The organism is Bradyrhizobium sp. LeoA1Lang, from assembly GCF_055413685.1.
The window spans coordinates 18,984-34,076 of the sequence record NZ_JBVAPG010000062.1 but is presented as its reverse complement, the minus strand read 5'-3'; the positions used below and the strand labels follow the sequence as shown (position 1 = coordinate 34,076).

At 62.8% G+C, this 15,093-nt stretch carries 16 protein-coding genes; 11 read left to right on the top strand and 5 right to left on the bottom strand.

The features are described 5' to 3' along the window. Positions 1–21: 21 nt before the first annotated feature. The 4 genes from ACZYOF_RS21385 (at position 22) to ACZYOF_RS21370 (ending at position 3,692) form a co-directional block, all read left to right on the top strand. Positions 22–750 (top strand): autoinducer binding domain-containing protein, encoded by a 729-nt coding sequence (locus tag ACZYOF_RS21385; RefSeq protein ID WP_028168181.1) that lies wholly within the window; start codon positions 22–24, stop codon positions 748–750. A gap of 192 nt (positions 751–942) precedes the next feature. Next, a complete protein-coding gene (locus ACZYOF_RS21380) occupies positions 943–1,614 on the top strand; it encodes an acyl-homoserine-lactone synthase (protein WP_463717010.1) in 672 nt (223 codons plus the stop codon). A 4-nt stretch (positions 1,615–1,618) separates the two neighbouring features. Further along, on the top strand, positions 1,619–2,143 hold the full coding sequence (locus tag ACZYOF_RS21375; RefSeq protein ID WP_130229736.1) for a cysteine hydrolase family protein: 525 nt from the start codon (positions 1,619–1,621) through the stop codon (positions 2,141–2,143). Positions 2,144–2,720: 577 nt separating this feature from the next. Further along, positions 2,721–3,692 carry an ArdC family protein gene (locus ACZYOF_RS21370; protein WP_463331801.1) on the top strand — a complete coding sequence of 324 codons (972 nt, stop codon included), beginning with the start codon at positions 2,721–2,723 and terminating at the stop codon, positions 3,690–3,692. A gap of 267 nt (positions 3,693–3,959) precedes the next feature. Here ACZYOF_RS21370 and ACZYOF_RS21365 read toward each other — a convergent pair whose 3' ends face one another. Then, the gene (locus ACZYOF_RS21365; protein WP_463331800.1) at positions 3,960–4,136 is read right to left on the bottom strand and encodes a hypothetical protein; all 177 of its coding nucleotides are present in this window, start codon (positions 4,134–4,136) and stop codon (positions 3,960–3,962) included. A gap of 297 nt (positions 4,137–4,433) precedes the next feature. On the opposite strand from ACZYOF_RS21365, the gene ACZYOF_RS21360 reads away from it, so the two are divergent. Then, on the top strand, positions 4,434–4,577 hold the full coding sequence (locus ACZYOF_RS21360; RefSeq protein WP_165435596.1) for a hypothetical protein: 144 nt from the start codon (positions 4,434–4,436) through the stop codon (positions 4,575–4,577). A gap of 340 nt (positions 4,578–4,917) precedes the next feature. On the opposite strand, the gene ACZYOF_RS21355 is transcribed toward ACZYOF_RS21360, so the two are convergent. The 4 genes from ACZYOF_RS21355 to ACZYOF_RS21340 form a co-directional block, all read right to left on the bottom strand. Next, on the bottom strand, positions 4,918–5,586 hold the full coding sequence (locus ACZYOF_RS21355; RefSeq protein ID WP_463331799.1) for a siderophore-interacting protein: 669 nt from the start codon (positions 5,584–5,586) through the stop codon (positions 4,918–4,920). A 131-nt stretch (positions 5,587–5,717) separates the two neighbouring features. After that, positions 5,718–6,410, bottom strand: a complete 693-nt coding sequence (locus tag ACZYOF_RS21350; RefSeq protein ID WP_463331798.1) for an O-methyltransferase — start codon at positions 6,408–6,410, stop codon at positions 5,718–5,720. 286 nt (positions 6,411–6,696) lie between these two features. Then, positions 6,697–7,518, bottom strand: a complete 822-nt coding sequence (locus ACZYOF_RS21345) for an AraC family transcriptional regulator (RefSeq protein WP_463717009.1) — start codon at positions 7,516–7,518, stop codon at positions 6,697–6,699. 315 nt (positions 7,519–7,833) lie between these two features. Continuing rightward, positions 7,834–7,965: a hypothetical protein gene (locus ACZYOF_RS21340; RefSeq protein ID WP_463331796.1), complete on the bottom strand. Its 132-nt coding sequence runs from the start codon at positions 7,963–7,965 to the stop codon at positions 7,834–7,836. An 804-nt stretch (positions 7,966–8,769) separates the two neighbouring features. Between ACZYOF_RS21340 and ACZYOF_RS21335 the strand changes: the two genes are divergently transcribed. The 6 genes from ACZYOF_RS21335 (at position 8,770) to rlxS (ending at position 15,002) form a co-directional block, all read left to right on the top strand. After that, entirely contained in the window at positions 8,770–9,093 is a 324-nt protein-coding gene (locus ACZYOF_RS21335) for a DUF736 domain-containing protein (RefSeq protein ID WP_028168174.1), read from the top strand. Between the two features lie 101 nt (positions 9,094–9,194). Continuing rightward, entirely contained in the window at positions 9,195–10,007 is an 813-nt protein-coding gene (locus ACZYOF_RS21330; RefSeq protein ID WP_463331811.1) for a DNA -binding domain-containing protein, read from the top strand. A gap of 289 nt (positions 10,008–10,296) precedes the next feature. Next, positions 10,297–10,515: a helix-turn-helix domain-containing protein gene (locus ACZYOF_RS21325; RefSeq protein WP_028168173.1), complete on the top strand. Its 219-nt coding sequence runs from the start codon at positions 10,297–10,299 to the stop codon at positions 10,513–10,515. Continuing rightward, complete coding sequence (locus tag ACZYOF_RS21320; protein WP_463331795.1) at positions 10,505–11,044, top strand: S26 family signal peptidase; 540 nt, start codon at positions 10,505–10,507, stop codon at positions 11,042–11,044. Before ACZYOF_RS21325 ends, ACZYOF_RS21320 begins: the two co-directional genes overlap by 11 nt. A 563-nt stretch (positions 11,045–11,607) precedes the next feature. Further along, the gene (locus ACZYOF_RS21315) at positions 11,608–12,642 is read left to right on the top strand and encodes a Fic family protein (protein ID WP_463331794.1); all 1,035 of its coding nucleotides are present in this window, start codon (positions 11,608–11,610) and stop codon (positions 12,640–12,642) included. A gap of 392 nt (positions 12,643–13,034) precedes the next feature. Continuing rightward, positions 13,035–15,002, top strand: a complete 1,968-nt coding sequence (rlxS, locus tag ACZYOF_RS21310) for a relaxase/mobilization nuclease RlxS (RefSeq protein ID WP_463331832.1) — start codon at positions 13,035–13,037, stop codon at positions 15,000–15,002. Positions 15,003–15,093: the final 91 nt, after the last annotated feature.

Here is a 15,093-nt window from a genome sequence, read left to right as displayed (position 1 = left end):
TTCTAGACGGTGGATTCAAACATGAGCCGGCCCGAACACCTGTTTCAAGAGTTTATCGACGCCCTGCAAACGGCGAGGGATGATCGCGAATTCGAACGGTTGGCAGCACGGTCGGCGCACGGCCTCGGCTTTCGATGGTTTGCGTATTTGAGCATGACCGAGAACGCGCCGAAGTTGATCTCCTCTTATCCGAGATCCTGGACCGACCGTTACTTCCGTCTGAACTATCAGCGCCTTGATCCGGTCATTCACCGCGCCCGCCATGAACACAGCCTGTTCGGCTGGACCACGCAGGGACCAATCCGCCTGCGCAGCAACGAGCAGCGACGGTTCTTCGTCGAGGCCGCGACCTTCGGCATCAAGTCCGGCATCACCATCCCGATCAGAAGCGGTTTCGGGCGAACCGCCGCATTCACCTTGGCAACCGACGATCCTAACTTGCAGCTCGACCGGTTGCTCGCTAGCTCAGGCGACATCCTGCAACTGATCGGCCTCTACTTCCACACCCATGTTTCCAAGCCGCCAGTCGCAACAGACGACGCCGGCAGCGGTGAGGCCATTCTCAGCCAGCGGGAGCGGCAGTGTCTGTCATGGGCCGCGCGCGGCAAGACGTTGGCCGAGACCGCAGTCCTGGTTGGCGTTACGCCTCGCACCATCGCGTTTCACGTGGAGAACGCCCGGCGCAAGCTCGGCGCGGTATCGATTGCGCATTGTGTCGCACTGGCGCTCCGTCGCGGCCTTCTGTCCTAGCGCCGCGGGCGCCGACCTTTCCGGATACGGCTCAGCTCAAAAAAAGCGTATTCACTTCGTCTGGAAACGCTTCTGCTTGCTTGCTAACGGTTGCTCAAGCTTCCTGACCTTGGCAGGTGACCTGTCAAATAGCACAGGCGCTCGACGGCGCGCGTTCTGCTCTGCTGCGCTCTCGCTTAAAGGGAGCTCGCCATGCGCGTCATTGTTCTCGATCATCGTCAGGCCGGACAGCATCTCCATTTGCTTGCCGAGATGTTTCGGCTGCGCCGCCGCGTCTTCAAGGATCGTCTTGGCTGGACCGTCTCCGTGTCGGGAGATTTTGAAATCGACATATATGACACCCTGGATCCGACGTATCTTCTGGCTATCTCGGAGCAGGGGACGGTCTTGGGCTGTGTGCGGCTTCTGCCCACCACCGGTCCGAACATGCTGTCGGATACCTTTGCGGTCTTGCTCGGTTGCAAGGACGCACCACGAAGCGAGCACGTCCTGGAGAGCTCGAGATTCTGCGTCGACACCGAGCGTGCGCCTCAGATCGGCCATGCGGGTGTCAATCGAGCGACCTTCGCCCTGTTCGCTGCGATGTTGGAGACCATGCGAGCAAGGGGCGCTCGGTCAATCGTAACCGTCACTGACACCAGGATGGAGCGCATCCTCAGGCGCGCCGGGTGGCCGCTTGAAAGATTGGCTCCGCCGCAGGTACTTGGTCAAACCACCGCGCTGGCCGGACTGCTGCACGATTCCGATCGGGTGGTTGAGGCGATGTACCATCACGCCGGTCTTGACGGTGCCGTTGTTGTGCTTCCCGGTGCAGGGGCGACGGCCGGCCTGGTCAGTCTCGAGTTCACGGCTCAAACAGGATGAACCGATGTTGGCCGATCCTCACCATAGCTGCATTGTTCTGTTGAACCCGACGCGTGGCAGAACGGATGCGCTTGCCGCGCTGCGCAGCGGAAGTCTGTTCCTGCTTCCGGTCTGTCACGAGTTCTTTGCCGTGCCTCAGTTCGCGGTCGGCGCGTATGAACGGGACGCGCTTCCGGATCAGATCACCGCTTCACTTGAGCATGTTGATCTGGACGCTCTGACCTTGTGGCGAGATCATCGATTTGCAGAGCGTCTTGCCCGCGCCGATGTCAGTGTCATTTTCCTGGGCGGAGGATTTCTGGAGGAAGAGGTCCTCATTGCGGCGCTGGAGGGGGCACGACAGGGTTACGATATCCGGCTGCTCGCAGACCTGGCGGTGGCGCGCCTGGAAGCCGACCGTGCGCTGGTTCTCGATCGGCTCGCCCACCATGGAATCGTCGCGACCACAATCCGGCAGGCCTTGTTGGAATGGGCGGTGTCGCTGGACGATCCGGCCGTGAGCCGAAAAATTCAAGGCTTGCTTTCGTAGCAGGCGCCTCCCGCAAGCTCCCGCTTGCGGGCCGGGCTCTCGTGAACCGAGCCCGTCTTGCGGTCTCGGCCTTCGGCTTCAATCCCTGGCGCAGCCGCCGCACTGCGATCCTCATTGGCCGCACGCGCCTTTGTGAAAAAAGGGTGTCAAAAGCACAATCTTGAGAAGTGGAAACCGGTCGCGACAAACGCAAAGCGTTTGCATCGGAAGGTCACCTCAAACAAACAGATCGGATCGATCCGATTCCGTCCAATCGGATGGTCAAGCGCGTCGTGGATGCGCCGGCCACGGCGAACAAGCAGACCTGATGGAGCCGGCCGCCGGCGGCCGGCACATTTTGATCTGGCCCGCGGCGGCGGGGTGGGCGGCGCTCCCGTATAGCCCCGAACCGGCAGGCCGCAACCACGCCCCGCCAAAGCCGCTCATGACGATCATTTGCGTTGGCCGCGGTCCTCCGCATCCGCTCCGGCCGTTCCGGTGCTGCCTGCCTCTGCTGTTCGGGGCTGTCCGGTCGCTCTTCGCCGCCCACCCCGCCTTCCGGGGGCCGGGCGTGGAAGAGGAGCGAGCGGAGATCGTCATGTCCAAAACGTCAGCGCAACGCCGTGCCACAACGACGAAACAAAGCCTCTATCAAGAAATCACCTCTCGGATCATCGCCGAGCTTGAGGCGGGCGTCTTCCCATGGGCGCGGCCGTGGGGCACCGGTGGCGGCAGCCAGGGGTTCGCGCTGCCGCAAAACGCCGCGACAGGCACGACGTACTCCGGCATCAATATCCTGATCCTGTGGGGCAGGCTGTTCGAAGCCGGCTTTACCTGCCAGCGCTGGCTCACCTTTCGCCAGGCAACAACCCTCGGCGGAAGCGTCCGCAAAGGCCAGCACGGCGTCACCGTTTGCTACGCCGACCGTTTTGTTCCGAAGCGGGACCGGCGAGCGGCCGAGCAGGCAAGCTCCGAGAGCACGGAAGCGGACGAGGAACAGGCCGCCGTTCCGTTCCTGCGCCGCTATACGGTTTTCAACGTCGACCAATGCGACGGCCTGCCCGACCACTGCTTTGCGCACACACCCGCGCTGCCGGATCGCGAGATCGTGCCGCAGGCCGAGGCGCTGGCCGCGGCAACCCGCGCCACGATCCACATCGGCGGCGCCAAAGCCTTCTACGATCGCGCGAACGACAGCGTCCAGATTCCACCGCAGCCCGCCTTCTTCGAGCAGATCAACTATTACCGGACGCTGTTTCATGAGCTCGGCCATTGGACCGGCCATGCCAGCCGCCTCAACCGTGATCTGTCCGGCGCGTTCGGGTCAAGGCTCTATGCCAATGAAGAGCTGGTCGCAGAACTGACGGCTGCCTTCGTCTGCGCTGCGCTGTCGATCAAGCCGACCGTGCGGCATGCCGACTATCTCGGCGCCTGGCTGAACGTCCTTCGCGAGGACAGCCGCGCCGTCTTCCGCGCCGCGAGCAAAGCCTCCAAAGCCGCCGACTTCCTGCTGGCGTTCGGCGCGGGCGGCTCCGCCGCGCAAGCAGCCCAAGGTGATGACGCGTCGTGATGGGTCTATCGGCGAGACCGGCGCAAGCCCAAAGCCAAATCACGCAAGCCGGCGAGCTGATGCCCGCCGGGAATTCCCCGCCTCTGGCTGCGGCCTGCGGCTGGAGCCGCCGGCGCGACCACAGGCCATCTCGCCGATCACAAAGCCTCTCGACCTCGGACCTCGTCGACACGGCCGCACGCAACCAACTGGGCCCACCCGCACCACAAAGGGAGAGCGAACCTCGACTGCGCAACATTGCCCTCAGCGAGCTCATCAGGGCGCCGGTCAATGTCCGAACCAGAGCACGGCGGCCACCAGGAAGATGCCCATGACGATCATCAGCGCGTCGACCTCGTTCGGTGGCGTGATGAAAGAGGCAGATGATGCGGCGCCGCCCGATGCGGGTGCAAATCTGTCGAGCCCGCCAACACGCTGAACACGATCATCCGCGATCATCTGCATGGCGAGGAACGCCCTTGTGCCGAAAGCTCCGCGCCGCGATGCATGCGTTTCCGATCAGCCATTTGATCCCGGACACGACACGGAAAAGTGCCGGCGCATGCAAAGCCATTAATGCTTTGTTTACTTGAGCTTGTGCTGCCCGATTCGGGCGCGGCGGCCTGATCCGGAGCCGAATTTTCCGTTGCCGAGTCGCGGACGAGTCAACCTGGCAGGCTGCAAATTTAGTGGATCGCGATCGGGCGACTCGCTCTATAGCTCGCAAAAAGCAAGCGCGTGCACCGCATCATGGAGCCTGAGATGGCGAGCCCGTTCAGGGGGTTTCCGGACCCGCAAGCAACAACGCTCAGGCGCATCTGCCTCGCTCAGGCCATCGTCGGCCTGTCGGCGCTGGCGTCGACCGCCGTGCTGCTGACGACGTCCATCATGCACGGGCTGCGCTAGAGCGTTTTCAAGCGAGGTGGACACCGGTTCGCATGGCAATCACGTTTACGCAGATTGCGTAGACCTATCTGCGCAGAAAACGCGTCAAAACAGGAAGCGAGAGCTTCGGTTCTGATTCAATCACAACCGAAAATGCTCCAGAGCTCACGGAAGCACCGTTTCCATCCGCGTCGGGCCTGGATCACCAACGCAGGCAAATTCAACAGCCGGAGCGCACGGCGCTCCACTGGCACAGGATGGCTAGAGGATGATCCGGAAAGTGGAAACCGGTTTTCCGAAAAGGTCATGCTCAAACAAGGAGATGAGATCATGATCCGCTTCCGTCCAATCGGATCATGATCTAGTCCAACCCGGTCTTGCCCTGCGCCCAATAGGCCTTGGTCTTCACCCGCGATGATGCGACGCCGGCTGCTTTCAGGGCCCGGCTTACGCGCTGGATCGACGATGCCTTGCCGGCAAGAACGAAATGCGCGCCGCGTGCGGCAAGGCGCAACATCTCGGCTTCGGCCGCGGCGAGATGGGCGTCGTCGGCGATGCGCTCGATCAACGTCGCTTGGCCGAGGCCGATCGCCTCCAGCACCGGCCGCGACTCCGCGACGTCCGAGGCCTCGAGCATATGGATTGCACCGTCGGCCTGCGGGCACTCGCGGAGCGCCGCCGCCAGGCCGAACGAGGTTTCATCGCCGAACAGGACCACCGGCGATTCAAGGCCCGATAGATCGAGCGAGCGGCGCGGACCGAAGAACTGGCAGGTGTCGCCTGCGCTCAAGTCCCTTGCCCATCGGCTGCCGGGACCGTCGCCATGCGCGAAGGTGAGCATGCGTATCCTGCCGTTGCCGGCGTCCCACGACATCGGTGTGTAGGTCCGCGCGCTGAGGCCCGAGCCGATCGCCACCTGGACCTTTTGGCCAGCCGTCCAGGCGACGTTCCTGAGCGCTTCGCCTTCCAGCTCGGCCAGCCGAAACTGCGGCGAGAGCGTCTCGACTGCGGCAACGCGCGCAGGACGCATCAGCCATCGCAGCAGCGTCCGCGTGAGTCGGCCCGGGGGCGCGAGCGGCGGCGTAGAAATTTGCCCGCGAACGGGTTGCATCAAAAATTCGCTCCATTCACCGACATGTCGAGGTCGCAGCCCCGAGCGGATCACTTCGTCTTCACCGTGAATTCGTTGCCGCGCCCGGGATCGACAGGCAGCGGCAGCGAGAGATAACCGTTCTGCGGATCGCGCACGTAGTCGATATAGCCTGAGGCTTCCGAGAACGCGTTCTCGCCGATGATGATCGCGCCGGGCTTCAGATGCGGCTCCAGCAGCTTGAGAATGGGAAGATAGAGGATGAAGGCGCCGTCGAGCATCACCATGTCGATGTCGCCGCCGACGCCGGGCTTGAGGGTTTCGCGCGCATCGCCGACCCGAAACTCGACCAGGTCGTCCAGCCCGGCGGCAGCGAGGTTCGCCCACGCGCGCTCCGCCTTGCTGGGTTCGAGATCGGTCCCGATCAGACGGCCGCCGCCCATGTCGCGCAGCGCTGCCGCCATGTAGATGGCGGAAACCCCCATCGACGAGCCGAACTCGACAATGCGCCTGGCCTTGCAGCTGCGGGCGCACATGTAGAGAAACCGCCCGAATTCCGGGGAGACGCTGAGGAAATTGCCGGCGAAACCATGATACAGTCCGGTTAGATCCTTGGTCTCCGCCTCGATGACCCGGGTGATCGCCTGCTCGGCATTGGTCATCTCGCTCGCGTAAGTTTGCATCAACGGTGCATCGGCCGCTTCGGCTTCCCGATGGAGGCGTTGGAGAATCTCCGCCACCGGGCCGCTGCTGAGTGAATCCATGTATCGGGCTCCTTCGGTCATGATCCGATTGGATGGAATCCGATCACGATCTCATCTCTTTGTTTTGCACACGATCTTCCCACGCAAACGCCTTGCTTGGTCGCGAGGGACAACCGGTTTCCACGTTTCCGGATCATGCTCTAGAATGCGCCCCCCGGCGCGCCAGAGGTGTCAGTGCTCAGAGGCAGGATAGGAGATCGCCCGCCTGACCGCATTCCGCAAACGGGACAATATATTGCGATTTCCGGTCAGTGCGCGCGTGGGGCTTCGCGCGATACGACGGAGATCACGCGGCGATGCGGCGTTCCGACAGACATCGGGCGGGCGGCTTGCCCAGGGCCTTGCGGAACATGGTGACGAAGGCGCTCGCGCCCTCATAGCCGAGATCGAGCGCCACGGTCTGGACCGACGCCCCTTGGTCTAAACGCTGCAGGGCAATGAGGATATGGAGCTGCTGGCGCCAGCGGCCGAAGCTCATGCCGGTCTCCCGTTTCAGGGCGCGGGTCAGGGTCCGCGGGGCAACGGCCATGCGCCGGCCCCACTCGTCTAACGTTGCGCGGTCGGAGGGATCGGCCATCATCGCGGCGGCGATCTTGCGCAGCTTGGCGTCGACCGGCATCGGGAAGTTCAGCTTCTCGACGGGCGCTACAGACAGTTGGTCGAGCAGCACCGTGGCGATCCGGCCGTCGGCGCCGTCGACGTCGTACAGGACCGGCATCTCGGTGACGTGCAGCAGCAAACGCTCCAGCAATGGCGAGATCGACAGCGTGCAGCATTGCCTGGGCAGCGCCGAGGCCGCATCCGGTTCGACGAACAGAAGATATACCTCGACATTTCCGGCGAGGGTCACGCTGTGGGGAAGATTGCCAGGAATCCATACCGCGCAGCGCGGCGGCACGATCCAGACGCTTTGGTCGGCTTCGCACCTGACGACGCCCCGCAAGGTCAGGACAAGCTGGGCCTTCCGATGCTCGTGAATGGCCATCTCCATGCCCTTGGTGACCATGTCGACGCCGACGGCGACGACGGCGCGTGGCACGTCCTCGGGAGAGAAACCGGCGCCACCAGCGGAGGCGAGGTCGTTTTCCTCGGGACGATAGAACGGCATGGCGGCTGAAGATCGATCCGAATGCGACTGACCAGATCAGACAATATCAGTCCGCGGTTGCGCCTATCAACAGGGCAGCCCCGCTTTGGAGCATGATCCGGAAAAGTGGAAACCGGTTTTCCCTGCGACAAACGCAAAGCGTTTGCGTGGGAAGATCATGCTTAAACAAAGAGATGAGATCATGGTCCGATTCCATCTCATCGGATCATGTCTAGCCGGCGGCTCTCCACCGCCGACACATTCACGGCAAATATTGAATGTCGGTCGGTCCCCGCCGTCGGCGCGACCCGTTTGACCAGGCGATCAAGATGGTGGTCACAGCGGATTCCACCGGACGCCGACGCGTAGCGCGAACAGGCCGTCGGGCCCGTCGGCGAACGAACTACTTCTTTTTCTTCTTGGCTTTTTCGCGGTGGTCTTCTTCGCCTTTTTCGCTTTCTTGGCCATGGGGCCTTCCATCAATCGTTCAAAGAAAATCATCAAGGCGCGGGCCCCGTGAATCGGCCTGCATGAAGAAAGCATAGCATCGAATTTGCCGGCTTGATATCGGGAGGCCCTCATCGCGCCGCGTGAATGGCGTGGAGTCGTCCCGCATGAAAAGATCATGCGTCAGGGCGACGGAATGGCCCCGCCGAGCGGTCGTCACCAGGGCTGATGGCGGCAGTCCGCAGGATTTCAGATCAGGACGAACGCTGTCGTCACCCGGATGCAGCGCGCCCCAGATTGGCAGGGCGCGTGCGGAGGCCGACATGGGCGCCGCAGGCGACAGGCTCACATCGTCCTTGCCGCTGTTCTCACGGCTGCGAACCGGCCTTGCGCAGACGTCGCGCGGGGTTCTTCCGCAAAACAGGGCAGGGCTTTTCGCTGTCGTCCGGTTCGGGATGAGGTCGATGTCGGCGCGGATGGAGACGGTCCTGTGCTGGTCTTGCTCGCCGCATGTCGCGCTGCGACGGCCCGATCGGGCAGGGCCTTGTCCTTATCCGTTGACTGCGGGTCCGATCTCCCTGCGCGTGGCAAACAGACCTATGGCAAGCGCCCCGCCTCTTCAAAACCCTCGCCGTCGGCTTTTTTCCCCGCCGGAACAGTTCCGGCTCCTCGCGGCCGCTTCGCTCTCAAAAAAGCTGCCGGGTCGGGTGCTCCGCATTCGCTCTGCCCCGCGTGGATGCGGGTTCGAAGGCGTTGCGCCCGCCATCACGGTCTCGCCATCGCGAGGGGATCGGCTCCTCGCGAACAACAGATGAGGACAAGACCATGACCGCCATCGGATACGTCACCAAGAACGACAACGGCAGCTACAAGGGCCAGCTCCGGACCGTCTCCATCCGCGCCGACATCGACATCATCCCGAACCGGGACAAGACCGCCGATACCCATCCCGACTTCCGCGTCGTGACCCAGGGCGTCGAGATCGGCGCGGGCTGGATCCGCCGGGGCGAGAACAGCGGCAGGGACTATGTGAGCCTGTCGCTCGCCGCGCCCGAGTTCGGTCCGCGCAAGCTTTACGCCAATCTCGGCCGCGCCGCCGGCCAGGATGACGACAGCGTGTTCGCCCTGATCTGGAACCCGGCGGACTGACGCCAAACGGCCCCCGCGACAACTGCTCGCGGGGGCCGTCCTCTCGCCCCATTTGATCGAAACGATCGGCTCGAGAAGACGTCAACGTCCCGGGGGCGGTTCTGAACGACGCCAGCAATCAAGCGCGCCAAGGCGCCCGCGCCGCGTCTCTTGACGCGACAGGCTTCGACGCCAGCGACTGGGCCTGGGAGTTCTTGCGCCGCAATCCCGACTACATCGGCGAATGGCGCAGCGCCGTTCCGCGACATCTGCCCTGCATTACCTTGAAGGACGGCACGCAGGTCTTGCGGCTGCCGCGACGCTTTCCCCGCGCCGAAAAATGGGGTCTCTCCGCCTTTGCCGACCCGGGGCTGGATGCACCCAAGGTGCCGGTGTTCTGGCACGCCCATGCGCTGAAACGGATCGTCCGCCTGGATGCACGGAAGCCGAGGTCAGATGCAGACGCCGCCCGGTTCTCACTGGCCGGCTTCAAGGTCGAACGCAGGGCCGTCATTAACGTGGACGGCATTCCACTCGTGCTGATCAAGGGAAACGGTGCCTATGTCGCCGTCGAAATCCACGGCCTCTCCGTCCTGACCGCCTCCTTTGCGCCGGTCTTCGAACTGCACGACCTTGCTGACCTTGCGGCGCAGACCGAGCTCTTGAAGCGATTGCAGCGCTTCACTGAAGCTGACGTGAGAACGGTTCCAAGGCAGGCGGGAAGCGGCGATGAACGCCTCCATCACGCGCTGATCGCGCTCGATGAAAGCCTCAACGGCAAGACCTACCGGCAGATCGCGATCACGATCTTCGGAGAGAAAAAAGTTGCCGAGGAATGGCTCGGTCCCAGTCAGTTTCTCAAGGATCGCACGCGCCGGCTTGTCGCCAAGGGAACCGAGTTGATGAAGGGCGGCTATCGCGATCTGCTGTATTAGAACGTTTCAAGCGAAGTCGGTACCGGCTCGCGTGAAGAACACGCATCAAAACAGGAATCGAGGGCTTCGGTTCTGATTCAATCAGAACTGAAGCTACTTTAGAACTTGGCTGGCCGTTGTCGGATGCCGGTCTTGCGCACGCCGATCGTCGCCCGCTTGACGAGCTTGGCTCGCGCGGGATGGCGAAACGGGCGCCTCTCATCTTCACCACTCCCAAAACCGCTCACAATCAGACGACGCTTCCTCTCCTACCTCAATCCCAGGGAGGTATGGAATAGGGAGCGTCGAAATGACCAAGAATGAAGAAAAGGTGCCGGACAAGCCGTTCCTCAATACCGTCGAGGCCGCCGCCTGGCTGAGGCTCACCAAGAACACGCTGGAGAAGATGCGGGTGCAGGGGCGAGGGCCCGCCTACCGCAAGCACGGACGCTACGTCCGCTACCACATCGAAGATCTCGTTGAATGGTCGCAGGCCAACAAGCGGAGGTCGACCTCCAATGCCGATTGATCGCACCCAATTGCCGCGCCAGGTCGGTATTCTCTCGACCACGTGCGCCGGCATCATTGCCATGCTGGTGTCGTCCGCACCCGCGGTACCGCTTCTGATCTACAACGCCTCGGGCAGCGCGCCCTTGGGCTTCTATTATCTGGAGCCACGATTGCCGAAGCGCGGTGAGCTCGCAGTATTCAAGCCGCCGCCGGCGATCGAATTGTTCATCATCGCGCACAAAATCTTGCCCGTGCCGGTGCCGCTGCTGAAACAGGTCGCCGCTATCGGCGGTGACGAAGTCTGCCGCGCCAAGGACCCGATTGGCACCATTGCCATCAACGGAAAGGTCATCGCCGAGGTGCTCGACAAGGACCGCGACGGGCGGCCGCTGCCGGCCTGGGAGGGGTGCTTGAGGCTCGTCGAGGGCGAGTTCTTTCTGCTGCAGCCACACCCGCATTCGTTCGACTCGCGATATTTCGGGCCGGTGTTGAGGTGCGATATTGTCGGCGTGGCGCGGCCGATCTGGACCTGGAATCCACCTGGCTAAAGCCGGGTGACTTTTCTTCGCATCGTCATCCCTCTTTGTTTGTGCATGATCTTCCCACGCAAACGCTTTGCCTTTGTCGCGAGTGAAAACCGGTTTCCACGTTTTTGGATCATGCTCTAACAGTCACCGCGGAGCGCGGCATCATGTGCCGCAGGAGCCGGGTGCCCCGGGCGGGCAGCCGGCGGGATTTCGCGGGGATCGGCCAAGTAAGCGGCCAAAATGGCCATCAGGTAAGATTTTCTGCAGTTGTTTAAATTACTTATATGAAGTTATGGATCGGCCAAAATTGACTTCCAAGCTTCTCGCCAAAATCGGCCACAGGACCGGCCAAAGCGGCCGCCATTAACAAGAAAATTATTCATTTTTAATGCCTTAGCATGGCATAAAATCGGCCGACATGAACCCACGTCCCGAAACCGTCGAACGCATCGAGCCCGCTAGGCTGGAGGAGATTTCCGAAGCCATCTCGGACGTGGTGGCGGAGCCTTTCGGCGGCAACCGCCAAGCTCGGTTACGCGCTCCATCCGCAGACCGCGGCCCATCTGGCGGATCTCGTGCGGATCATGAACACCTACTACAGCAACCTGATCGAAGGTCATAACACCCGGCCACGGGATATCGAACGCGCGATCGGCGGTCATTTCGACAACGACGAAGGGCGGCGCAATCTGCAGATCGAGGCGGCCGCCCACGTCCATGTGCAGTCCGAAATCGATTCCATGGCGCTCGACAATCGCCTGCCTGAACCGGCCTCGATCGATTTCATTCTCTGGCTCCATCGCGAATTCTATCGCGACGCTTCCCCCGAAATGCTTCGGATCTGCGGCAATGGCACAAAGTTCACGATGGAGCCCGGCACCTGGCGGTCGCGAAACGAGCACGACGTTGCGGTCGGCCGGCATCAGCCACCTTCCAGCGAGCGTGTCGCGGCCTTTATGGAATATTTCGCGGAGCGTTATCGCTTCGAACGCCTGGGCAAGGCGGCGCGGATCATCGCCATTCCAGCGGCGCATCATCGCTTCAACTACATTCATCCGTTCGCGGACGGCAATGGTCGTGTCAGCCGCCTGATGAGCCACGCCATGGCGTATCAGGCCGGCATCGGAGCCCGTGGACTGTGGTCGATCTCGCGCGGACTGGCGCGTGGTCTTACCGGCCCAGGCGATTACAGGCGGATGATGGACCACGCCGACACGCCCCGGCAGGGCGATCTCGATGGCCGTGGCAACCTCTCGCAACGCGCTTTGAGCGAATTCATTCTCTGGTTCCTGCGCGTGTGCCTCGATCAGGTGACGTTCATGTCAGGCTTGTTCGAGATCGACACGTTGGCTCAGCGATTGCGGAGTTTCGTCGACCGCAGCGAGAAGCTCAAGCCTGAAGCCGCCCGTCTTCTGGAGGAAGCGCTCATACGCGGACAGTTCGAGCGCGGCGAAGTCCCGCGCATCACCAGCCTGCCCGAACGGACGGCACGGCGCGTCTTCAACGATGTCGTCGCGACCGGTCTTCTTGCGTCCGAAACGCCCAAGGGGCCGGTGTCGCTGCACTTTCCGATTGCTACGCTCGACGTGCTGTTTCCACGCCTGTTTCCGGAGATCTAGAGGACACGGACGGCTTCGCGAGGCCGACGCGGCGATTTCCGGGAATGGATTTTGCGCTCAAGCTTGCACGCTCTCAACTTGGACGAAGGTGCCGTCGCCTGTTGCGGAACGCCGTATCGCCGCGCAGCGATGCTCTACAAATCGATCCGTTATCCAGCGTGAAGCAATCAGTGGGCAGCTAAGCAGCTAAGCGGGAGGGCAAGATAAAAGCACTGGCGCTCGATTGCGCATAAGCCGTTGCCTGCACATCCAAGATTTGTCGCTCGCGAGGCAGGCTCTGTCGCCAAGGCAGTTGCAAGGTGGTGACCTCGTTGGCGTGCCGCGTCTGCGTCTTGGCACGGCCACCAATGCGCCACATATCGGCAGCTCTCCTTGGATCGCGAGCGCCAGCCATGAAAGAGATCGACGACGAATTCGAAGTGAAGCTCGGGCGGATCGGTAACCGCAAGGCAACGCGAGCGACGAGCTATCTGCGGCGTGTCCGCCAGGAGGCAGAGAAGGCAGTTCCCAGCTCGCGGCGAGCTTCGTCGTTCACGGGTGCCCGCATCGGTCGCGGCGGCGCGCAAGGTACGGTCCTCGCCGGGCGGGGGCGGCATGCAGGCCAGCGTCGCGTCGTGATCAAGGCGCGCATCGTGCGCATCAAGGCGGGCGTGACGAGCGCCGTCCGCGCGCACTTACGCTATGTGCAGCGCGACGGCGTCACGCGCGCCGGCGAGCCGGGCGAGCTCTACGATGCGGGAAGCGACCGCGCCGATGGCAAGGCGTTCACGGAGCGGAGCTGTGGGGATCGCCACCAGTTTCGCTTCATCGTGGCGCCGGAGGATAGCGCGGAGCTAGCGGATCTGAAGCCCTTCATCCGCGACCTGATGCGGCAGATGGAGCAGGACCTCGGAACCAGGCTCGACTGGGTCGCGGTGGATCATTTCAACACCGGCCATCCCCACAGTCACATCGTGCTGCGCGGCAAGGATGATGCAGGAGATGACCTCGTCATCGCCCGTGACTATATTGCTCACGGCTTGCGAGCGCGGGCGTCGGATTTCATCACCCGCGAGCTCGGACCGGAGACGGACATCGAAGCCGCCCGCAAGCTTGGGCAGGAGATCACCGCCGAGCGATTCACGCGCCTCGATCGCGCCATCCTGCGCGAGGCGGTCGATGGGAGCCTCAGTCTTGGCGCAAGACCCGCAAGCGAACCGACCTGGCCGACGGCACGGATGGGGCGGCTGCGAACCCTCGAGCGGATGGGCCTGGCGGAAGAGGAAAGCGCTGGCCGATGGCGGATCGACGCTGAGCTCGAACCAAAGCTCAGGCGCATGGGTGAACGCGGCGACATTATCAAGACCATGCATCGGGAGCTTGGCGCAGCAGGACTTTCGCGGGCAGGAAGCAGTTACGCGATCTTCGATCCGGAGCAGGGCAGCCGGCGCCTGATCGGAAGGATCGTAGGCGAAGGATTTTCGGATGAATTGAGGGAGCGCCGCTATGTGGTGCTCGATGGGATCGACGGACGAACGCATTACGCCGAGATTGGTACTCTTGCCGCCAATGACGAGCCGCCCGTCCGCAATACCATCGTCGAACTCAGGTCTCGTCCGGCCGAGCCGCGGGAGATCGACCGCACCATCGCGAATATCGCCGCTGCCCAGCATGGCATCTACAGCGATAGGCTGCACTCTCGGTTCGACCCGCAAGCCTCAGGCGAGTATGTCGCATCCCATGTGCGCCGGCTGGAAGCGCTGCGGCGCGAAGGGATGGTTGACAGGCTCGCTGACGGCAGCTGGAACGTTGGCGAGGATTATCTTGACCGCGCGCTCCGATATGAGGCGCTCCACCGTTCACGCAATCCGGTTCGCATTGCAGTGCTGTCGTGGCAAGGTCTTCAGGACCTGCCGCAAAGCGTGGGGGCGACCTGGCTGGATCGCCAGCTCCTGTCCAGAGCGCCCGAGGCTCTCGGATCGACCGGAATGGGGGCGGAAGTCGAGACGGCGCTGCGGGCGAGGCGCCAATGGCTGATGGAGCAGGGGCTGGCCCGCGAGCACGATGGCCAGGTGCGCTATGCGCGGGATTTGCTACGGACGCTGGAGACCCGTGAGCTTGTCCGGACTGCAGCGGATATTTCCGCCCGAACGGGACTTGAGCATGTCGAGGTCAATGCCGGCGACAAGGTCACTGGCGTGTACCGGCGCATGCTGACGCTGAACAGCGGTCGGTTCGCTGTGATCGAGCGCGCGCATGATTTTGCGCTCGTGCCATGGCGGCCGGTTTTGGAGCGCGCCCGCGGACAACTCGTCACGGGCAGCGTTGGTGGGGAGGGGATTTCCTGGTCAATCGGAATGAAACGGGGCATCGGGCGCTAGTCGAAGAGCCGTACTGTCTTCGCCCTGCGCTCGCCGGCTCTCTCGGCTCGTTCCCGCTTGCAGGTAGACAATTCGCGAGAAGCCGTCTGAG